Origin of the sequence: Streptomyces sp. NPDC000594 (assembly GCF_040299965.1) — a bacterium.
Classification (GTDB): Bacteria; Actinomycetota; Actinomycetes; order Streptomycetales; family Streptomycetaceae; genus Streptomyces.
Window position 1 is genome coordinate 53,210 of the sequence record NZ_JBEPCY010000012.1, and the last position, 18,315, is coordinate 71,524.

The 18,315-nt window shown below is 74.9% G+C and carries 18 protein-coding genes; 6 read left to right on the forward strand and 12 right to left on the reverse strand.

The genetic code is table 11. The annotated features are described in order from the left end of the window. Window positions 1–110 precede the first annotated feature (110 nt). A complete protein-coding gene (locus tag ABT354_RS18555; RefSeq protein ID WP_351494965.1) occupies window positions 111–863 on the reverse strand; it encodes an IclR family transcriptional regulator in 753 nt (250 codons plus the stop codon). Next, window positions 860–1,897, reverse strand: coding sequence for a sugar kinase (locus tag ABT354_RS18560; RefSeq protein ID WP_351495255.1), 1,038 nt, complete (start codon window positions 1,895–1,897; stop codon window positions 860–862). The genes ABT354_RS18555 and ABT354_RS18560 overlap by 4 nt, the downstream gene beginning before the upstream one ends. A gap of 209 nt (window positions 1,898–2,106) precedes the next feature. Between ABT354_RS18560 and ABT354_RS18565 the strand changes: the two genes are divergently transcribed. Continuing rightward, window positions 2,107–3,429 (forward strand): amino acid deaminase, encoded by a 1,323-nt coding sequence (locus tag ABT354_RS18565; protein WP_502983448.1) that lies wholly within the window; start codon window positions 2,107–2,109, stop codon window positions 3,427–3,429. A 12-nt stretch (window positions 3,430–3,441) separates the two neighbouring features. Next, window positions 3,442–5,055, forward strand: coding sequence for an N-acyl-D-amino-acid deacylase family protein (locus tag ABT354_RS18570; RefSeq protein WP_351494969.1), 1,614 nt, complete (start codon window positions 3,442–3,444; stop codon window positions 5,053–5,055). A gap of 64 nt (window positions 5,056–5,119) precedes the next feature. Here ABT354_RS18570 and ABT354_RS18575 read toward each other — a convergent pair whose 3' ends face one another. Beyond that, window positions 5,120–5,344 (reverse strand): hypothetical protein, encoded by a 225-nt coding sequence (locus ABT354_RS18575; RefSeq protein ID WP_351494971.1) that lies wholly within the window; start codon window positions 5,342–5,344, stop codon window positions 5,120–5,122. Window positions 5,345–5,511: 167 nt separating this feature from the next. Between ABT354_RS18575 and ABT354_RS18580 the strand changes: the two genes are divergently transcribed. Then, window positions 5,512–5,781: a chaplin gene (locus tag ABT354_RS18580; RefSeq protein ID WP_351494973.1), complete on the forward strand. Its 270-nt coding sequence runs from the start codon at window positions 5,512–5,514 to the stop codon at window positions 5,779–5,781. Window positions 5,782–5,897: 116 nt separating this feature from the next. Here ABT354_RS18580 and ABT354_RS18585 read toward each other — a convergent pair whose 3' ends face one another. The 3 genes from ABT354_RS18585 to ABT354_RS18595 all read right to left on the reverse strand — a co-directional run bounded on the left by ABT354_RS18585 (window position 5,898) and on the right by ABT354_RS18595 (window position 8,009). Then, window positions 5,898–6,758, reverse strand: coding sequence for a tyrosinase family protein (locus ABT354_RS18585; protein ID WP_351494975.1), 861 nt, complete (start codon window positions 6,756–6,758; stop codon window positions 5,898–5,900). A gap of 125 nt (window positions 6,759–6,883) precedes the next feature. Beyond that, complete coding sequence (locus ABT354_RS18590) at window positions 6,884–7,369, reverse strand: tyrosinase family oxidase copper chaperone (RefSeq protein WP_351494977.1); 486 nt, start codon at window positions 7,367–7,369, stop codon at window positions 6,884–6,886. Window positions 7,370–7,505: 136 nt separating this feature from the next. After that, the gene (locus ABT354_RS18595; protein WP_351494979.1) at window positions 7,506–8,009 is read right to left on the reverse strand and encodes a hypothetical protein; all 504 of its coding nucleotides are present in this window, start codon (window positions 8,007–8,009) and stop codon (window positions 7,506–7,508) included. A 258-nt stretch (window positions 8,010–8,267) separates the two neighbouring features. Between ABT354_RS18595 and ABT354_RS18600 the strand changes: the two genes are divergently transcribed. Continuing rightward, window positions 8,268–9,494, forward strand: a complete 1,227-nt coding sequence (locus tag ABT354_RS18600) for a cytochrome P450 (RefSeq protein WP_351494981.1) — start codon at window positions 8,268–8,270, stop codon at window positions 9,492–9,494. A 50-nt stretch (window positions 9,495–9,544) separates the two neighbouring features. Here the strand turns inward: ABT354_RS18600 and ABT354_RS18605 are convergent, their stop codons facing one another. Then, window positions 9,545–10,045, reverse strand: coding sequence for a DUF5949 family protein (locus ABT354_RS18605; protein WP_351494983.1), 501 nt, complete (start codon window positions 10,043–10,045; stop codon window positions 9,545–9,547). Window positions 10,046–10,163: 118 nt separating this feature from the next. Further along, on the reverse strand, window positions 10,164–10,724 hold the full coding sequence (locus ABT354_RS18610; protein ID WP_351494985.1) for a DUF4352 domain-containing protein: 561 nt from the start codon (window positions 10,722–10,724) through the stop codon (window positions 10,164–10,166). A gap of 429 nt (window positions 10,725–11,153) precedes the next feature. On the opposite strand from ABT354_RS18610, the gene ABT354_RS18615 reads away from it, so the two are divergent. Further along, on the forward strand, window positions 11,154–11,396 hold the full coding sequence (locus tag ABT354_RS18615; protein ID WP_351494987.1) for a hypothetical protein: 243 nt from the start codon (window positions 11,154–11,156) through the stop codon (window positions 11,394–11,396). A gap of 115 nt (window positions 11,397–11,511) precedes the next feature. On the opposite strand, the gene ABT354_RS18620 is transcribed toward ABT354_RS18615, so the two are convergent. Continuing rightward, window positions 11,512–12,795: an NAD(P)-binding domain-containing protein gene (locus ABT354_RS18620; protein ID WP_351494989.1), complete on the reverse strand. Its 1,284-nt coding sequence runs from the start codon at window positions 12,793–12,795 to the stop codon at window positions 11,512–11,514. Window positions 12,796–12,932: 137 nt separating this feature from the next. Next, complete coding sequence (locus ABT354_RS18625; protein WP_351494991.1) at window positions 12,933–14,462, reverse strand: ATP-grasp domain-containing protein; 1,530 nt, start codon at window positions 14,460–14,462, stop codon at window positions 12,933–12,935. Between the two features lie 211 nt (window positions 14,463–14,673). On the opposite strand from ABT354_RS18625, the gene ABT354_RS38085 reads away from it, so the two are divergent. Next, window positions 14,674–16,479 carry a glycoside hydrolase family 26 protein gene (locus ABT354_RS38085; protein WP_502983443.1) on the forward strand — a complete coding sequence of 602 codons (1,806 nt, stop codon included), beginning with the start codon at window positions 14,674–14,676 and terminating at the stop codon, window positions 16,477–16,479. 6 nt (window positions 16,480–16,485) lie between these two features. On the opposite strand, the gene ABT354_RS18635 is transcribed toward ABT354_RS38085, so the two are convergent. Together ABT354_RS18635 and ABT354_RS18640 are read right to left on the reverse strand one after the other, a co-directional pair. Next, window positions 16,486–17,646 (reverse strand): GNAT family N-acetyltransferase, encoded by a 1,161-nt coding sequence (locus ABT354_RS18635; RefSeq protein ID WP_502983449.1) that lies wholly within the window; start codon window positions 17,644–17,646, stop codon window positions 16,486–16,488. Then, the gene (locus tag ABT354_RS18640) at window positions 17,643–18,311 is read right to left on the reverse strand and encodes a YveK family protein (RefSeq protein WP_351494994.1); all 669 of its coding nucleotides are present in this window, start codon (window positions 18,309–18,311) and stop codon (window positions 17,643–17,645) included. The genes ABT354_RS18635 and ABT354_RS18640 overlap by 4 nt, the downstream gene beginning before the upstream one ends. Window positions 18,312–18,315: the final 4 nt, after the last annotated feature.

An 18,315-nucleotide genomic window follows, 5' to 3' on the forward strand; every position in this document is an offset into this window, starting at 1 on the left:
CGGTACGGAAGTGGTGCGGTACGAGGGTGCTGCGTTACGAGAGTGCTGCGGTACGGAAGTGGTTCAGTGCGGGGACGGTTCGGTGCGGGAGCGGCCAGTGCGGGAGCGGTTCAGTGCGGGGTGACCGAGCCGGAGTACTCCCGGCTGATGGCGTCCGCGGTGCGGCGCACCAGGGGGAGCAGGGTGAGCAGTTCCTCGGCGGTGACCACCACGTTGGGCGCGGAGACCGACATGGCGGCGACGACCCGCCCGGCGGCGCCCCGGATGGGCGCCCCGATGCAGTTGATCGACTCCTCGTGGCCGCCGAGGTCGGTGGCCCAGCCCTGGTCGCGCACGGCCGCCAGCTCCTTGAGGAAGGCGGCGGCGCTGGGCGTCGAACGGGACGTGTACAGCGGGTAGTCGAGCTTCTCGGCGATGGCGCGCCGCTCGTGCTCGGGGAGGTCGGCGAGGAGGAGTTTGGCCACGGCGGCGACGGTGATGGCGACCGGTTTGCCGATCCGGGAGTACATCCGTACCGGGTAGCGGCTCTCCACCTTGTCGATGTAGAGGACCTCGCTCTCCTCGTACACGGCGAGATGGACGGTGTGCCCGATCTGTTCGTTGAGGGTGACGAGATGGGGGTGGGCGATCTCCCGGACGTCCAGGTTCTCCACGGCCTCCTGGGCGAGGGCGAAGAGCCGGGCGCCCAGGCGGTAGCGCTGGTCCTGCTGGCGGTAGACCAGCCCGTGGTCATGGAGGGTGCGCAGCAGCCGCAGCGCGGTGGATTTGTGGACGCCGAGGCGTTCGGCGACCTGTCCGAGGTCGGCGGGGCCCTCGGCGAGCAGCGGCAGGATGCTCAGGGCGCGGTCGACGGTCTGGCTCATGGTGCGTGTCCCTCCTCCTCCCCGGCGGTGGTCCAGCCGGGGCCGAGTCGAAGTGTCCCCCAGGCGTCGTCGGCGAGGGCCGCCAGCCGGTCGGCGTGGCCGGTGGCGGGCGGTACGGCGACATCGCCGGGGACGGTGAGGGCGGCGGCGGCCATGAGATGGCCGTGGCGGAGGCGGTCCCGGGCGGGGAGGGCGCGCAGCAGGGCGGAGAGATATCCGGCGGCGAAGGCGTCCCCGGCGCCGACGGGGGCGGCGATCTCCACGACGGGGGCGGGTTCCCCGGTGACGGTCCCGGCGGTGTCGGTGGTGTCGGTGGCGCCGTCGTAGACGCCGGTGAGGGGTGCGGTGCCGAATCCCGTACGGGCGTACTCGACGGCGCCGTCCGCGCCCCGCTTGACGACCACGGCGGCGGGTTCGGGCAGGGCCGCGCGGATCGCCTCGGCCCCCTCGACCCCCCAGGCGTCGGCCGCCTCGTCCTCGCCGACGAAGACCAGGTCGGCGCCGCGGGCCAGGTCGAGCAGGATCCGGCCGCCGCCGGGGACCCGCCAGAGCCCCGGGCGGTGGTTGACGTCGAAGGAGACCAGGGGCCTGCCGGGGCGGCGGGCGGTCAGCCGGCGCATCAGGGCGAGGCAGTCGTCGGAGAGGGCGGCGGTGATGCCGGAGAGATGGAGCACCCGGGTCCCGGCGAGGGCGGCGGCGGGGACGGTGGCCGGGGACATCGCGGAGGCGGCCGAGCCGCGCCGGTAGTAGACGACCTCATGGGCGTCGGTGGAGCGGTCGGTGGCGGTGCGGAAGTAGACACCGGTGGGGCGGTCGGGGTCCCGGCCGACGCGGGAGGTGTCGACGCCATGGGCGGCGATCTCCCGGATGAGATGGTCGCCGAAGCCGTCGGTGCCGACCCGGCCGACCCAGCGGGCCCGGTGTCCGGCGGCGGCCAGCGCACAGGCCACATTGGACTCGGCGCCGCCGATGGAGCGGTCGAAGGAGGGCACATCGGCCAGCCGGCCGGGCCGGGAGGGAAGGAACGTGACCATGGACTCGCCGAGGCAGATGACATCGGTGTCGGTGACATCCACGGCTGCGGTTCCGGTCAGGCTGCTCACCTGGGGCTCCTCAACGGGTCCGGTGCCGGTTCCATTGACCCGGCGCTGGGCCGGATGTTAGACAGCAACGAGCGATATGCGCAATGAGCGTTGCAGACAGTGCAACGCGTACGGTCCATGTCGCCCCTTTGCCGTTCGTCATGCCGCCCGAAGGAGGCACCGTGACCGCCGACCAGCCCGGTCAGCCGGAACAGCCCGAACAGCCGGACACCCACCGGCTCGAACGCGTCGACCACCGGTTCAAGGCGCTGCCCCCGGACGCCGACGGGCTGACCACCGGCGAGCTGGCCGCCCAGCGCCGCAACCTCTTCACCGGCGGCTTCACCACCCCGGTCCTCGCCCTCTCCGCCGAGTCGGTCGAGCACAACCTCACCCTGCTCCAGACCTACTCCCGGCGGCACGGGCTCTCCTTCGCCCCGCACGGCAAGACCTCCATGTCGCCGCAGCTCTTCGACCGCCAGCTGGCCCACGGGGCCTGGGGCATCACGGTCGCCGTCCCCCACCAGGCCCGGGTCTGCCGCGCCCACGGGATCTCCCGGATCTTCCTCGCCAATGAGGTCGTCGACGCCGCCGCGCTGCGCTGGCTCGCCGGGGAGCTGGCCGACCCCGACTTCCGCTTCATCTGCTACGTGGACTCGGTCCGCGGCGTGGAGCTGATGAACGAGGCCCTGACCGGCGCCGATGCCCCCCGCCCGCTGGATGTGGTGGTGGAGCTGGGCGCGGGCGACGGCGCCCGCACAGGAGCCCGTACCGAGGCCGACTGCGCCGCCGTCGCGGACGCCGTGGCCGCCGCCCCCGCCCTGCGCCTCGTCGGCGTCGCCGGATACGAGGGCGAGGTCCCCGACGCCGACGGCGAGCGGGTCCGCACCTGGCTGCGCCGGCTGAACGCGCTGGCCGCCGCCTTCGACACGGACGGCCGGTTCGCGGAGACCGACGAGATCGTGGTCAGCGCGGGCGGCAGCGCCTGGTTCGACGCGGTCGCCGATGTCCTCGCCGAGCTGCCCCCGCTCTCCCGGCCGGTGCTGAAGCTGCTGCGCTCGGGCGCCTATGTCTCCCACGACGACGGCCACTACCGCCATCTCACCCCCTTCAACCGGGTCCCCGAGGAGGGCGCGCTCCAGCCCGCCTTCCGGCTCTGGGCCCAGGTGGTCTCCCGCCCCTCGCCCGAGCAGGCGTTCCTCAACGCGGGCAAGCGCGACGCCGCCTACGACCTCGACCTGCCCGAGGCCCAGGTGGTCCGGGACGGCCGCACCGGCGAGATCCGCCCCGCCACCGGGATCACCGTCACCGGCCTCTCCGACCAGCACGGCTGGGTGCGCACCGAGCCCGGCGCCGCGCTGGAGGTCGGCGACTGGCTCGGCATGGGGCTCTCCCACCCCTGCACCTCCTTCGACAAGTGGCAGCTGATCCCGCTGGTCGAGGCGGACGGCACCGTCACCGACTACATCCGCACCTTCTTCTGACAGGGGACGTCCATGGACCTGGTCATCCGCAACACCCGTGTCATCGACGGCGGCGGCGGCCCCTCGTACCGTGCCGATGTCGGCGTGGACGGGGGCAGGATCGCCGCGATCCGCCGCGAGGGCGAGTCCGCGCTCACCGGCCGGCGCGTCCTCGACGCCTCCGGCCTCGCGCTCTCCCCCGGCTTCATCGATATGCACGCCCACAGCGATCTCGCCCTGCTGCGCGACCCGGCGCATGAGGCGAAGGCGGCCCAGGGGGTGACCCTGGAGGTCATCGGCCAGGACGGGATCTCCTACGCCCCGGTGGACGACCGCACCCTGGAGGGGGTGCGCCGCGCCATCAACGGCTGGAACGGTGGCGGTCCCGGCGACGACTCCGTCGACTTCGACTGGCGGACCGTCGGCGAGTATCTGGACCGCCTCGACCGGGGCATCGCCGTCAACGCCGCCTATCTGATCCCCCAGGGCACCGTCCGGATGCAGGTGGTCGGGTGGGACGACCGCCCCGCCACCGACGACGAGCTGGACCGGATGCGGCGGCTGGTCGCCGAGGGCCTCGAACAGGGCGCCGTCGGCATGTCCTCCGGCCTGACCTACACCCCCGGGATGTACGCCAAGGACGCCGAGCTGACCGAGTTGTGCCGGGTGGTGGCCGCCTACGACGGCTACTACTGCCCGCACCACCGCTCCTACGGCGCCGGGGCGCTGACGGCCTACGAGGAGATGGTGCGGCTCAGCGCCGACGCGGGCTGCGCCCTCCATCTCGCCCACGCCACCATGAACTTCGGCGTGAACAAGGGCCGGGCGGGCGATCTGCTCGACCTCCTGGACCGGGCGCTCGCCGACGGCGCCGACATCTCGCTGGACACCTACCCGTACACCCCCGGCTCCACCACGCTGGTCGCGGTGCTGCCCAGCTGGGCGGCGGAGGGCGGCCCGGACGCGCTGCTCGCCCGGCTCGCCGACGACACCACCGCCGAGCGGATACGCCACCATCTGGAGGAGATCGGCTCCGACGGCTGCCACGGCGTGCCCATGGAGTGGGAGACCATCGAGATCTCCGGGGTCACCGAGCAGCGGCTCGGGGGGTATGTCGGGAAGACCATCGAGGAGTCCGCCCGGGAGCGGGGCGAGGACCCCTGGGTGACGGCCCGCCGGCTGCTCATCGAGGACCGGCTGGGCTCCACCATCCTCCAGCATGTCGGCCATGAGGAGAACGTCCGGGAGATCATGCGCCACCGGGTCCACACCGGCGGCAGCGACGGCATCCTCCAGGGCGCCAAGCCGCATCCGCGCGCCTATGGCACCTTCCCGCACTATCTCGGCCGCTACGCGCGGGAGCTGGGGGTGCTCTCCCTGGAGGAGACGGTCGCCCATCTCACCTCCCGGCCCGCCGCCCGGCTGCGGCTGCCCGACCGGGGTCTGGTCCAGGAGGGATACCGCGCCGACCTGGTCCTCTTCGACCCGGAGACGGTGGCGGCGGGCTCCACCTTCGAGGCGCCGCGCACCCTGCCTACCGGGATCCCGTATGTCCTGATCGACGGACGGTTCGTCATCCAGGACGGGGTCCGCACGGATGTCCTGGCGGGCCGCTCGGTCCGCCGGGTCCCGGCCCGCAAGGGCTGAACCTCGACCGGGGGGCGGGTACGGCGCGAACGCCGCCCGCCCCCCGGTCGTCAGCTCCGGGTGATCAGGCCTTCGGGACGAGCCCGAGCTGGCCCAGCAGATCGGTGGCGGGCGCCAGCACCCCGCCCGGCGGGGGCTTGAGGAGATTCCGGTCCACCTCGCCCGCGGCGGTCGCCGTGGCACGGGAGGGAGCGGCGGAAGCCGGGACGGCGACCGTCAGCGGGACGGAGAGGGCGCAGACGGCGGCGGCGAGGGCGGCGGCGCGCTGGGAACGGATCGAACGGATCATGCGCTGTCCAACGCCCGAGAGCCCCACGGGTCACGTTGGACACCTGTGCCACTACGGCAAGCGCGGTCACTTTCGCCTTCCGCCGTTACCGCCCGGGGGTCGCGGCGTTGAAGCAGCGTAAGGCCGCAAGTCCTGTGGCTGGTGTTTCCAAAGTGCAAGGAGAACTGATGTCGCGTATCGCCAAGGCAGCCGCCGTCATCGCGGGCTCGGGAGCCCTCCTGGTCGGCGGGGCCGGTCTGGCCGTCGCCGACGCCGGAGCGCAGGGCGCCGCCGTGGGCTCGCCCGGTGTGCTGTCGGGGAACCTGGTCCAGGTGCCGGTCCACATCCCGGTCAATGTCTGTGGCAACACCATTGACATCATCGCGCTGCTCAACCCGGCGTTCGGCAACACCTGCGTCAACGCGTCCGACGCGCCGCAGCCGGCCTACGGCCACTGAGCGGTACCCACCCCGAGCATCGAGGTCCCCCCGTCGTCTCCCAGGACGGGGGGACCTCGTTCGTCTCCGGCCCCCGCCCGGCGGGCCCGGTCACCCCTGCCCGGTGGGGCCCGGTGCTACGCGTACCGGTAGAGACGGCTGTGGTCCAGCAGCGCCGAGGGCCGTACGTCCCAGGGCGGCATCGGATCGTCCAGCGCGAAGATCCGCCCGGCCTGCGGGTCCCCGGCGGGCAGCCGGGTGTGCGGCAGATAGGGGGCGGCCCGGGGGTGGGCCCTGCGCCAGCGCACCCAGAGCAGATCGATATAGGCGTGGTGGAGCCAGAAGACCGGGTCATTGGGGGAGGTCGCGCCGGTCATCAGCCCGCCCACCCAGCGGTGCACCCGGTTGTGCAGGCGCCAGCGCTCCCCGTCGACGTTCCACCCCTCCACCGCATTGCGGAAACCCGAACGCACGGTCGAGTTCCAGGGCGGTGCGTCATAGACCGGCTGCCCCAGGGCCCGGTCCACATCGGCACGGGTGGGCAGGGCGAGCGGATCCGAGGGGCGGCCGAGGTTACGGGTGAGATAGCGGCCGTCGGAGATGCGCGAGTTGATCCGCCAGCCGCCATGGCGGTGGGCGAACGGGCCGTCCATCACCTGGCGGTCGCCGATCCGCCCGGTGCCGCCGAGGAAGTCGTCGGCCCAGAGGGAGGAGACGGGCGAGCGGTCGGCGGTCCAGTCCCAGTAGGGGACGGTCACCGACGGGTCGATCCGCTGGAGCGCCTGCTCGAACTCCAGCAGATACCGCCGGTGCCAGGGGAAGAACGAGGGGGTCATATGGGCCGGCCGGGGCCGGGCCTCGGCGTCGGTGACATAGAACTCGCCGTGCATCCGGACGAACTCGTCGTACTCGCCCCTGCGCTTCAGCTCCAGCACGGCCTCGATCAGCCGCCGCTTCTCGCCGGGGGTGAGATCGCGCTGGTTCTTGCGGATGTGCACCGGGGTCCGCTCCTCGGGTCGCTCGGTCCGATCTCTCGGCCGGGTCGCTCGGCCGGGTCTCTGGTTCAGGTCGCTCGGTCAGGTCGCTCGGTCAGGTCGCTCGTTCGGGTGACGGAGACCGGGGTTCAGTGGCCGTGGCCGTGGGCAGGGGTGAGCGCCAGCCGCTGCGGTCCCAGCTCGTCCACGGCGGCGCGGGCCAGCGCGCGCAGGGTCGGGTGGGACTCGTAGTGGTCCACCGCGCTCAGATAGCTGCCGTCGGCGCGGCGCAGCACCGGGAGCGGACGGCCGTCGATCCGCACCTCGGCACTGGGCGCGCCACGGGCCGCGCCGGGGCCGCCGCCCGCCGGGACGAGGACGGTCGTCCCGCCCTCGATCCGCCGCCCCCGGTAGATCTCGGCGAAGCGCTCGGACCCGGGGGCCGCCGGGTCCGGCCGCTCCCGGTCGTCGCGGCTCTCCCCGTCGCCGGTGGTGTCGCTCCCGTCGCGGACGGTGTCGTCGGTGCGGTGGGCGAGGAGCGGGGAGAGCGCCCCCGCGGCGGCGCCCAGGACCGAGACGGTGAAGAGCCCGCGCAGCACGGCACGGCGGGCGCGGGTACGGGTACGGGGTCGCATGGGCCCCTCCTTCCGGTGGTCGCTGTGGTTCCCGCGGTCCTCGCAGCTCCTGCGGTTCCCGCGCGACGGCGGGTACGGCGGTACGGGTACGGGCTCCGCGCGCGCGGCGGCCCCGTACCCGTACCGGTGACCCGGCTCAGCCGAAGAGCAGCGCCGCCCCGGGAGCCCCCTGGAGCGCCGGGGTGAGCAACGCGGCCTGCGGCAGTACCGGGGTGGGCTGCCCGGCCAGCTCGGGGCGGGGCGCCGAGACGGGCGCGCCCAGGTCGAGACCGGGCGAGGTCAGCGACAGCTCCTCGGCGACCGAGGCGAGCGTGGCCACCCCCAGATTCCCCTCCTGGAGCGGGTGCTCCAGGGGGAGCGCGGCGACCGTACGGGGCAGCTCGGCGGTGAGCGGGATCTGCGGCAGCAGCCGCTCGGGCAGCAGCCGTCCGGGCGAGTGCCGGGGCCCGTCCGGCGCCCCGGGCACCGGCACGGGCACCCCGGTGGACAGCTTTGGCGCCTGGATCGGCACCACCGTCTCCAGACTCTCCAGCGGCAGGATCACCGGCACCGAGGTGCCCGCGACGGCGGGCGCGGCGCCCACCGCCGATGCCATACAGGCCAGTACCGCCGCGAGAGTCCCGCGCGTTGTCGACTTCATCGGTCCCTCTGTCCCCTCATGTCTGCTCGGTGTCCCGCACCGCCCCACCGTGCCGGTGGTCGCCGGGTCCTCCGCCGACATCAACGAGCCGGACGGCGGAATCACTGCAAAGTTCCCCCCTCCGCAGCAGTGCACGCGGGCGCGCGGCGGTCGCGCGAAGGGGGTAAATCCCGCGCGTCCCGGGCCGCGCCGGGGGTGCGGGGGCGCCCGGGTGGGCCAGCATGGCCGCGCCCCCGCCCCCCTCCAGGAGGTCCCGCCGTGCCCGCTCCCGCCCGCTCCGCCCTGGCCGACCTCGGTGACCCGGCCTTCTGGGCGCTCCCCCGCGACCGCCGGCTCATCGCCTTCGCCCGGCTGCGCTCCCTGGACGCGCCGGTCCGCTTCGGTCCGCCGCCCGGCTGGTGGGCGCTGGTGCGCCACGCCGATGTACGGGAGGCGAGCCGCTCGCCCCGGGAGTTCGCCAGCGCCCCCGGGGTCACCGTTCCCGAGCCCGCGCCCTGGGCCAAGGCGCTCTTCGGCAACTCGATGGTCAACATGGACGGCGCCGACCACGCGGCGCTGCGCCGGATCGTCTCCCGTGCCTTCACCCCCCGGCTGCTGGCGGCCACCGAGGAGAGTGTGCGCGAGCGGGCCGACCGGATCGTGGCGGAGGCGGTACGGGAGGGCCCCGGCGACTTCGTGAGCGCGGTCGCCTCCCGGATGGCGTTCGGGGTCATCTGCGATCTGATGGGGATCCCGGAGCCGTACCGGGAGGGGATCGCCCGGCGGGTCGACGGCGCGTCCGAGCATGTGGGGGTCGCCCGGCGCGGGCTGCGGATCCCCGGGAGCGGGCTGCGGGCGCTGGCCCGGCTCCAGTGGCTGATGGGCCGGCTCGCCCGGGAGCGCCGCCGCCGGCCCACGGACGATCTGATCTCCGCGCTGGTCACGGCGGATGTCGACGGCGATGCGCTCACCTCACGGCAGCTGGGCGCCTTCTTCTCGCTGCTGCTGGTGGCCGGGGTGGAGACCACCCGTAACGCCCTCGCCCATGGGCTGGACCTGCTGACCCGCCATCCGGAGCAGCGGGCGCTGCTGGAGTCGGACCCCGGGCGGTACGCGGACGGCGCGGTGGAGGAGATCGTCCGTCACTCCACACCGATCATCCAGTTCCGGCGGACGGTGGTGAGCGAACGGACGCTCGGCGGACGGGTGTTCCACCCGGGGGAGAAGGTGGTCCTGCTGTACGCCTCCGCCAACCGCGACGAACGGGTCTTCGACGACCCCGACGCCTTCGACATCACCCGGGACCCCAACCCCCATCTGGGGTACGGGGGCGGGGGCCCGCACCACTGTCTGGGTGTCCATCTGGCCCGGCAGGAGATGAAGGCGCTGTTCTCGGCGCTGCTCACCCGGGCGCCGGGGATCCGGGCGGCGGGGGCGGCGCGGCTGGTGGACTCCCGTTTCGACAACCGGGTGGGGGCGCTCCCCTTCGACCTCGGCACCGGCTGACGGGCCGGGGCCGCGCTGTTGGCCGTGGGCTGTGGGCTGTGGGCGATAGGTCAGCGCAGTCGGCCGATGGTCACCAGGGCGTGTCCGGCGGCGAGCAGGATGTCCTCGCGCCCGACATAGGAGTGGAGCATCTCCTCGGTGACGGGGTGCCCGGGGACCGCCTGCGGCCAGGGCACACTGCCGATGATCAGATGAGCGTGGCCCCGCTGGGCGGCGGCGTCCAGCCACTCGGGCGGCGCGGGGCACTGGGCGCTGACCGCGGGGAGGTTGAGGACCGCGTACCCGCTCTGGAGCAGCAGCCGTACGGGCGAGGAGGAGCCGGGGGCGGTGGCGTCGACCATTCCGCCGCCGGTCCGCAGCCCGGCCTCCTGGATCAGCGCGGCCATGGCGGCGACCGAGGCCTCGGGTCCGGCCGCGCCGTCGCCGAGCGAGTAGAGCAGCAGATACGGGGTGTCGTACCCGGCCCCCGGGTCCCCGGTCCAGGCGAGCAGCGAGACCGTGCCCAGATGGCCGCGGTGGACGGTGCTTCCGGCGGAGTGCGCAAGAGTCATGGCTCGGCACCCTAGCCCCGGCCCGCCGCCCCGCCGCACCCCGTTCACCCGCCCGGGGGCACCCCCGCGCACCCGAGCGAACCCGCGCACCCCGGGCGGACGATCCGCCCGGGCGAGGTCAGCGGGTCGGGGGAAAGCGGAGCTGCCAGGTGGCCCGGTGGGGGCCGAGGGTGGCGTGGAGGCGGGCGAGACGGGTGCGGTCGGGGAGTTCGAAGACCAGCCAGCCGTCGCGCTGCTCGCCGACCGCCAGGGTCCTCCACGCCAGCGGGCGACCCGTCGTCAGGGTCCCGGTGGTGACCGGGGGGTGGCGGCGGCCCTCCGTGTCCTCGGCGCGAACCCGGGCGCGGGAGGCGTCGAAGGGCCGGCCGCCGAAGTTGAGCGCGGTGATCCGGGCGCCGACCCGGCGTTTCCCCGCGGCCGGTCCCGGGTCGGCGGCGCGGGCCGTCACCGCGGGGTCGACCTGACCGGTCACCGTGAGCCGCAGATGCTCCCCGTACCCGGAGCCCGTAAGGTCCACCGGGTCGCCGACCCAGACCACCGCACCGGGCCCCTTGGCGTCGAGCCGCCCGGCACCGGGCCGGGCCGCCGGGCGCTCCCCGGCGGTGCCGAAGGGCCCGGGCAGGGTCTGACAGGCGGTGGCCCCCAGCGCGAGCGCCGACAGGAACAGCGCCGAAGCCATGTGTCGCATCGCTCCCCTTGGGCAGACGGCCGGCCCTCGGCGGTACGGGTACCCCTCAGCGGGCCGGCGGGCCGGCGGACGGTACGGGCCCCGTGGACCGACAGGCCGTTTTCCGTATCATCACCACCCCGGGCGCCCGGCGCGGCCCTTGGACGCCGTGTCGCGCACATGTCGTGCCCCGTATCGCCCGGGGGGACGCACCGGAGCACCCGGAGCGCCCGCGGACACCGGGGCGGACACCGGGGCGGACGGCGGTACGGAAGCGCACGGCGGTACGGGAGCGGGCAGAGGTACGGGAGCGTGCGGGGAGGCGGCCGGGGGCGGACGGTGCGCACCGGCTCACTCCGGAGCGCCTCCGGTGGCGCCCCGCGCTTCCGGTCTCCCCCCGCGAGCCGGTGACGCCGCCGGACCGCGGGCCGTTGGCGACGCATGGCGAGAACTTCCCCCGCTGCCCCGGGGCAGCGCCCCCCTCGGCGACCCCAGGGCCCTTCCCCCGCCGCCCCCCGGCCCGCCGGGCGCGACGAGAGCCCCATCTACGAACGGCTGGCCCGGGAGTGGGCCGGCTCCGGCCGTACCCTGCCCGGGGTGCCCGACCGGGAGTGGGCGCGGCTGATCCGCTACCCGGAGCTGCTGCGCCGCCCGGCCGCACCGCGTCCCCCCGGCCGGTGGTGACCGCCGTGCGCCCGCACCCGGGCCCGTGACGACACACCCGTAACGACCGCACCCGTAACGACGCACCCGGGTGGGCCGGGTCGCCTGGAGCGGCCCGGCCCGTGCACCGGGCGGCTCAGCCCTTGCGCACCGAGCCCGGGGAGCCCGACCCCGGGGAGACGAAGGCGGGCGTCGCGGGCCTCGGCAGCCGTACCGCCGTCCTGGCCCGCAGCCGCCTGCGCACCCCCGTGACCAGCCGGTGCGCGGTGAAGGTGGCCCCGTGCACAAAGCGCATCGCCGGGCCGAAGGAGGGCGCCGTCAGCAGCCCGGCGAAGAAGAGGCCCGGGCAGGAGGACTCGAAACCGGCGCTCAGCTCGGGCGCCCGCCCGCCACCCGCCGTGGTGATGATGGTCCGCCGCAGCGAGGTGTCCAGCAGATCCAGCCGGGCCAGATCCGGCGTGAAGCCGGTCGCGGCGATCACATGGTCGGTCTCCACCGTCATCGCCCCGCCGCCCGGAGTGTTCAGCCGGAGCACCACCCCGCCGCCCCGGGCCTCGGCGCTGCGCAGCCCGTGGCCGAGGAGCGCGGGCACCCGCCGCTCGTAACGGTCCCTCAGCCACCAGGCCCCCGCCGGGCCCAGCGCGGTCCTGGCGATGTGCTGCCGGGCCGACCCGGGCAGCTGCCGTACCGCCCAGGGCGCCTCCGACCAGACCCAGCTGGACCAGCCGGTGCCCAGACCGCTGTGCGGGGTCCGCAGGGTCCGCAGCGGGCCGCGCTGGAGCGGTTCGGGCGGTGTGTTCCAGTTCAGCCGGGCGCGGCGGGCCACCAGCCGGGGCCGGGCGCCCTGTTCGGCCAGGAGGGTCGCGGTCTCCAGGGCCGCCTGCCCGGCGCCGAGCACGGTGACGTCCAGCCCCCGGAAGCAGCTGAGGTCCCGGTGGCCGCTGCTGTGGGAGGCCAGCGTCGGGGGCAACCCGGCGAGCTGGGCGGGGACGGTGACAAAGGGCATCACCCCCACGGCGAGGACGGCGGTACGGGCGAGCACGCGCTCACCGTCGGCGGTCTCGATCCCGAAGCCGTTCCCGGCGGGCGCCACCCGGACGACGGTCCGTTCGTCGACCCCGGGCACGGCGTGCTCGGCGAACCACATCCCGTACTCGGTGAAGGCGGCGACGGGCAGCGGACGCCCGTGCACCGCCTCGAACCCGTGCTCCTCGCTGAAGTGGCCGAGGGTGTGGGCGCCGGACGGGTCGGAGAGATGGGACGCCCAGGGTTCCGACTTGAGGAACATGCCCTCGGGCATATGGTCCCGCCAGGAGGCCATGGTCCTGCCGAAGACCTTGAGGCTCAGTCCGGCGGCTGCCGCGTGCGCCGCGATGGAGAGCCCGTAGGGGCCGGCGCCGATCACTGCCAGGTCGTACATGGTGGGTCCGTTCCTTCGGTCGGTCGGGGTGGGAGCACCGGGGCGCCGGGGCTCCCGGGAGGGAGAAAGCACGGGGGTACAGGGGTACGGGGATATGGGGGTACGGGTACGGGTCCGGGGGCCGTCCGGCCGGAGCCTCACCGGGGGCGGGCGGCCACGTCGGCGGTCGCCGGAGCGGGCACGGAGGCGTGCGGCACAGGCCCAGCACCGGCACCGGCACCGGCAGCAGGGCCGGGGCCGGGGCCGGGGCCGGAAGGCACGGGGACGGCGACGGGGAGAGGGCCGGACGACGGGCCGGTCGGGGCGGGCCGCAGCCGGTCGGCGGCCTTGGCGGTGCCCCGGGCGACCCAGGCCCGCGCCATGGCGAGGAACGGCCCGGGGTCGTCCGCCGCGTACCAGGCCGTCTCGGTGCCGGGCCGCCCACCGCCCGGCACCGGGGCCCGCAGGGCGCGCCGCCACACGGCCGGCCCCCGGCCGCGTACCGACGCGAGCGCCGACAGCAGGGCGTAGTTCTCCGCGACGAAGACCCGGCCGGGGCGGGCGGCGTGCGCCGGGACGGGCCGCCCGGTGAGGTCGAGATAGAGCGCCCGGACCACATCCAGCTCCGGTCCGCCGCCGCCCGGCGCCCCGCCGGACCCCGCGAAGAGCCGGAACTGCGCCCCGGGCCGGGGGTTGGCGTCCAGCAGCTGGAGCACCCCCGTCGCCCGGTCCCGCCGGAAGTCGAGATCCAGGATGCCCCGGTAGCCGACATGGGAGACCAGCCGGAGCGCGGCGGCGGCCAGCTCCGGGCGGTGCTCCCACCTGCCCTTCGCGGTGAGCCCGGCCCGGGGCGGCCAGGACAGCTCCTTGCGCCCGCTGCCCCCGGCCAGCAGGACCGGGTCGGCGCCGCCGCCGAAGCAGCCGTGGAAGAACCAGTCCGTGTCCGGCCCGTCGGGGAGATAGCGCTGGAGGAGCAGGGCGCTGCCCGCCGCCCCGGCCCGTGCGCAGAGCGCCCGTACCGCCGCCGGGGTGCGGACCACGGTGGTGCTGCGCAGCCCGGTCGCGGCCGGGAGCAGCCAGGGGCGGCTCCACTTCGCCACCAGCGGCAGCCCCAGCCGGCGGACCGCGCCGGGCACGTCGTCCGCCCCGGCGATCAGCAGACCGGCGGGGTGCGGGATGTCGGCCGCCGCGCAGACCGCCGCGAGCGCCGCCTTGTCGGCGAGGAGTCCGGGCAGCCCGGGGGGCTGGGCGGGCAGCAGGAAGCGGTCGCCGAGCCGGCCCGCGGCCTCGGCGGTGTGGACGGCGCTCAGATCGTCCATGGCGATCAGGACGGCGGGCCGGCCGATGCGTTCGGAGACCCGGCGCAGCAGGGTTACGGTCTCCTCGGGCCCGATGGCCCCGCGCCCGCCCCGGCCCGCCGCGCCCGCCGGGCCGGCCGCCGGGAGGAGTCCGGGTACGGGGTGCGCGGCGCGGAGATGGCGGGAGCGGGTGACCGGGCTCGCCGCCGACTCGACCACGGCGTGCACCTCGACACCGGCCCGGCCCAGGGTTCTGACCGCGCCCAGGGTGCCGTGGTGGAACGGGTTGCGGTCGAGGCGGAGCACCAGTGCGGGGACCCCGGAGTCAAAGGGCGCTCCGGCCGGAGCCGGGGATCCGACGGGCGGCATCGGCGTCACTGCCTTTCTCATCTGTTCCCGGCCGGGACGGGCCCGGCCGATGACGCGAATGGGGTACTGACGTGCTGTCAGCGCTGTCAATCTGCGCATAAGTAGGAATTACTTCATACGGTCGACCTGATGCCGTTTTTCTGTGGCGGCACACACCGACCCGGACAGCTTTCCGTGCTTGCTGTGCTTTCTGTGCTTGCTGCGCTTTCCGAGCTCCTCAAGGAGGAACACCATGGCCCGTCGTCGCCGTCGTCTCACCACTGTCTGCGTCGGGCCCGTCGCCATCGGCCTGCTGGCCTCCGGAGCCGTATTCACCCAGCAGGCGGCGGGGGTCACCCAACCCGATACGGTGAATACCCGGGCGCCACGCGGCGCGTCAACGGTCGCGATGGGCGCCTATCTCGATTACGGGCCCGCCGGGGTGCTCCGGATGAACCAGCTCTCGCAATGGCTGGGGGGCCGGGAACTGCGGGTCGGGCACACCTATCTGCCCGGTGACCGCTGGAGCAACATCGAGGGAGGGCTCGGTTTCCTGGCGGACTGGGCGCGCTGGCGGCAGGAGGCGGCGGACCGGCTCTTCGTCCTGAACGTCCCGATGCTCGACCGGAACGAGGCCCGGGTCCCGGACTGGCTGGTCCGCTGGAAGCTGCGGGCGGGCGCGGCGGGCCGCTTCGACCACCACTTCCGGGCGCTGGGCGAGCGGCTGGTCTCGCTCGGGGTGCCGGACACGGTGATCGTGCTGGGCTGGGAGATGAACGGCACCACCTATACGCATCGCTGCGGACCGGACCCCCGGGCGTGGCGCATGTACTGGCGGCGGGCGGTCACCGCGATGCGTTCCGTTCCGGGGCAGCGGTTCCGTTTTGATTTCGCACCCAATCGGGGGCGGGACGCGGTGCCCTGGACCCTGTGTTACCCGGGTGACGACGTCGTGGACATCATCGGTATGGACTCGTACGACCAGGCACCGGGCCGGACTTTTGAGGAACAGGCGTCGACTCCCTTCGGGCTCCACGATCAGGTGGCATTCGCCAGGGCGCACAACAAGGAGATCTCCTATCCGGAGTGGGGGTTGTTCCGCAATGGCGACAACCCCGATTACATGCGGGGAATGCTGGAGTGGATCGAGCGGCACAGGCCGCTTTATCAGACCATCACGGATTACTGTCCGCATGGTGTCTGGCAGTGCGATGACAACCCCAAATCGTCACGAGTGTTCCACGAGATGCTGGCGAAGCCGGTCACGGTGACGCCGGTGTCCCCGGTGGCGCCGGTGGTGCCGAGTCCGGTGGCGCCGACGCCGGTCCCCGGGGTGACGCCGGGAGAGGTCCCGCTGCCCGGGGCGGCGGAGCCTGTCCCGGCGGGCGGGCCCGGCGCGCCGGGGCCGTCGTCGGCCCCGGCCACGGTCCAGACGCTCCCGGCCCCGGCGCTCCCGCTCCCGACACCGACTCCGACTCCGACTCCGAGCCCGGTGCCGACTCCCACCGCGACCCCGACCCCGACACCGGCGCTGTCCTCGGCACCGACATCGACGCCGACGCCGCATCCGGTCCCGGTGGCCGCGCCGGGGCCCACCCGTACCGCCCCGCCGGCGGCCGTGACCCCGGCGGCCCAGCTCTCCGCGCCACCGCTCGTTCCGCCATCCGTACCTCCGTCGGCGCCACCCGCCGTGCTCCCTCCGGTCAGGCCGTCCGTACCGCCCTCGACTCCAACGCCGCAGCCCGCCCGGACGACACCCTCCGTGACCGCACCGACGCCGACGGACCCCTCGGGCACGGCGGGCCTCCCGGCGGCGGCCCCGGCGACCGGACCGGCACCCCTGGCACCCGGCCTGCTCAAGCCCGATCCGAAGCCGGTGCCGCCGGCCGCCGCGCCGGGCGTGACGGCCCGGCAGCTGAACTCACGGCGCTGGTGCGTACCGGTGGCCCTCGGGCCCTGGCTCTCCCGGTGGATCGACCCGGAGAGCTTCTGTGTCGAGCTGCCCCCGTTCGTCGGCGGCTCCTTCATCTGGTGGCGGGAGACGACCCCGGGGCGGTGACACCGGCTACTCCCGGGGACGGTGGCGGGCGGCCCGCAGATCGCCGACGCGGGCCCGCCACTCCTCGGCGGCGGGCAGCCGGGCCCGTACGGTCCGTGCGGCACGGTCCCGCAGGGCGGCGCGGGCCGCGTGCAGCCGCAGCGCCGGTTCCAGCGCCGCCGGGGCCAGCAGCAGCCGCTGATTGCCCACCTCCTCGGGGTGCCAGTGGCTCTTGTACGGCTCCCGGCCGCGCAGCATGCTGAGCGTCCGCCGCCCCGAGCGGGCCGCCCGGTCCGCCTCCTGGCGCAGCAGCATCGCCGTCACATCGACCTTCCGCTCGCGCAGCGCCGGATCGGCACCGTAGAGATAACCGCCGGTCAGCGCGGCGGAGTCCAGGGCGACACTGGCCGCCACCACCTCGCCGCCGCACCGGTACTCGGTCAGGACGGCGTCCCCGTCCGGGGCCATGCGGCAGGCCGCCCGGGTGAGATGCTCGGCGAAGCGGGGGCGCAGATGCTCCACCGTCACCCCGCGCCCCCGCCACTGGAGTTCATGGAGCCGCAGCAGCCGTCCGACCGCCTCCGGGATCTCCTCCCGGGGCACCGGGCGGGGTTCGATGCCCAGGGCGTCGATCCGGCGGAGCTTGGCCCGTACCCGCTGGGCGGGCTTGGCGGCGAGCCGCTTCACCAGCTCGTCCATGGGGACGGCGGGCAGTTCGAGACAGACCGAGTCGGGCAGCCGCCGTTTGCCGCCGGGCCAGCTGGCGTAGAGCGCCTCGGCGGCGGCGCCGGGCCGGACCTCGCGCAGATCGATCACGGCATGGCGGGCGGCCCGCCCGAGCCCCCGGGCGAGCGCGGCGGCGCCGCACCCCTGGTGGGCGTCGTCCACGAGGACGTCCCCGTAGTCGGAGACGGCGCCCCCGAGGAGCACCAGCAGCGGCAGCGGCCGGTGGACCAGCATCAGCGGGGCGGCGGCGATCAGCCGGCCGTCGAGGCGGACCAGGACCGTCCGCAGCCGTCCCCGGGCCCCGTACGCGAGCCACCAGGACTCCAGCCAGGCATGGCTCTGGAACGGGGTGGCGCTGGAGCAGCGCCGCTGGAGGGCGTCCCACTCGGGCCGCAGCCGGGCGAAGGCGTGCGGGTCCCGGCAGAGGGTGACCCGCAGCCCCGCCCCCGCTTCCCCCATCAGACCCGCTCCCGCGCGACGGCGTCGCCCGCCCCGGCCGGGGCGGGCAGCGGCACGGCGGCGGGCCGGGGCCGGGGGCGCGGCCGGATCAGCAGCACCAGCCCGCCGATCAGGCCGCCCGCCGCACAGCCGACGACCGCGCCGAGGCGCGGCCCGGCCGAGACGGGCTCCCGGGGCGGGATGGCCTGCGAGAAGCCGACGAGCTGGACACCGGTGCTCTTGGTGACCTGATTGCCGCTCACGAAGACGGCGTCCGCGACGGCGTTGGCGATATCGGCGGCCTCGGCGGGCCGCCGTGAGGTCCCCGTGATCGCGATCATCGGCGAGTCGGGCGAGGTCTCGGCGCGCACCCGGGTCCGCAGCACCTTGGCGGGGAGCCCGGCGGCGACCCGCGCGTAGGCGATGGTGGAGTCGCTGGTGGCGATCCGCCCGTACGCCTGCGCGAAGCCGAGCGCCGCGCCGGCGGGGGCGTCCTTGGTGGGCACGGCGACGACATAGCTGGTGGCGGCGTACTGGGGCGGCACGACCACCCCGTACCCGACCCCGGCGGCGGCCCCCGCGAACGCGCAGACGGGCAGCGGCCACCAGCGCAGCACCGCGCCGATCCGCGCCCGCAGGCGCCGCTTCTCGCGGGGGGCGGTGGTCTCCTGCTCGTTGGTGTCGGTCATGTGC

What these genes read in the sequence shown, in the direction of transcription:
- ABT354_RS18560 (WP_351495255.1), bottom strand. Translation starts at nt 1,897, where the DNA reads ATGGTCACGTTCCTTCCCTCCCGGCCCGGCCGGCTGGCCGATGTGCCC.
- ABT354_RS18605 (WP_351494983.1), bottom strand. Translation starts at nt 10,045, where the DNA reads ATGACTCTTGCGCACTCCGCCGGAAGCACCGTCCACCGCGGCCATCTG.
- ABT354_RS18615 (WP_351494987.1), top strand. Translation starts at nt 11,154, where the DNA reads ATGGCGAGAACTTCCCCCGCTGCCCCGGGGCAGCGCCCCCCTCGGCGA.
- ABT354_RS18595 (WP_351494979.1), bottom strand. Translation starts at nt 8,009, where the DNA reads ATGAAGTCGACAACGCGCGGGACTCTCGCGGCGGTACTGGCCTGTATG.
- ABT354_RS18555 (WP_351494965.1), bottom strand. Translation starts at nt 863, where the DNA reads ATGAGCCAGACCGTCGACCGCGCCCTGAGCATCCTGCCGCTGCTCGCC.
- ABT354_RS18620 (WP_351494989.1), bottom strand. Translation starts at nt 12,795, where the DNA reads ATGTACGACCTGGCAGTGATCGGCGCCGGCCCCTACGGGCTCTCCATC.
- ABT354_RS18580 (WP_351494973.1), top strand. Translation starts at nt 5,512, where the DNA reads ATGTCGCGTATCGCCAAGGCAGCCGCCGTCATCGCGGGCTCGGGAGCC.
- ABT354_RS38085 (WP_502983443.1), top strand. Translation starts at nt 14,674, where the DNA reads ATGGCCCGTCGTCGCCGTCGTCTCACCACTGTCTGCGTCGGGCCCGTC.
- ABT354_RS18590 (WP_351494977.1), bottom strand. Translation starts at nt 7,369, where the DNA reads ATGCGACCCCGTACCCGTACCCGCGCCCGCCGTGCCGTGCTGCGCGGG.
- ABT354_RS18640 (WP_351494994.1), bottom strand. Translation starts at nt 18,311, where the DNA reads ATGACCGACACCAACGAGCAGGAGACCACCGCCCCCCGCGAGAAGCGG.
- ABT354_RS18565 (WP_502983448.1), top strand. Translation starts at nt 2,107, where the DNA reads ATGCCGCCCGAAGGAGGCACCGTGACCGCCGACCAGCCCGGTCAGCCG.
- ABT354_RS18625 (WP_351494991.1), bottom strand. Translation starts at nt 14,462, where the DNA reads ATGAGAAAGGCAGTGACGCCGATGCCGCCCGTCGGATCCCCGGCTCCG.
- ABT354_RS18575 (WP_351494971.1), bottom strand. Translation starts at nt 5,344, where the DNA reads ATGATCCGTTCGATCCGTTCCCAGCGCGCCGCCGCCCTCGCCGCCGCC.
- ABT354_RS18570 (WP_351494969.1), top strand. Translation starts at nt 3,442, where the DNA reads ATGGACCTGGTCATCCGCAACACCCGTGTCATCGACGGCGGCGGCGGC.
- ABT354_RS18610 (WP_351494985.1), bottom strand. Translation starts at nt 10,724, where the DNA reads ATGGCTTCGGCGCTGTTCCTGTCGGCGCTCGCGCTGGGGGCCACCGCC.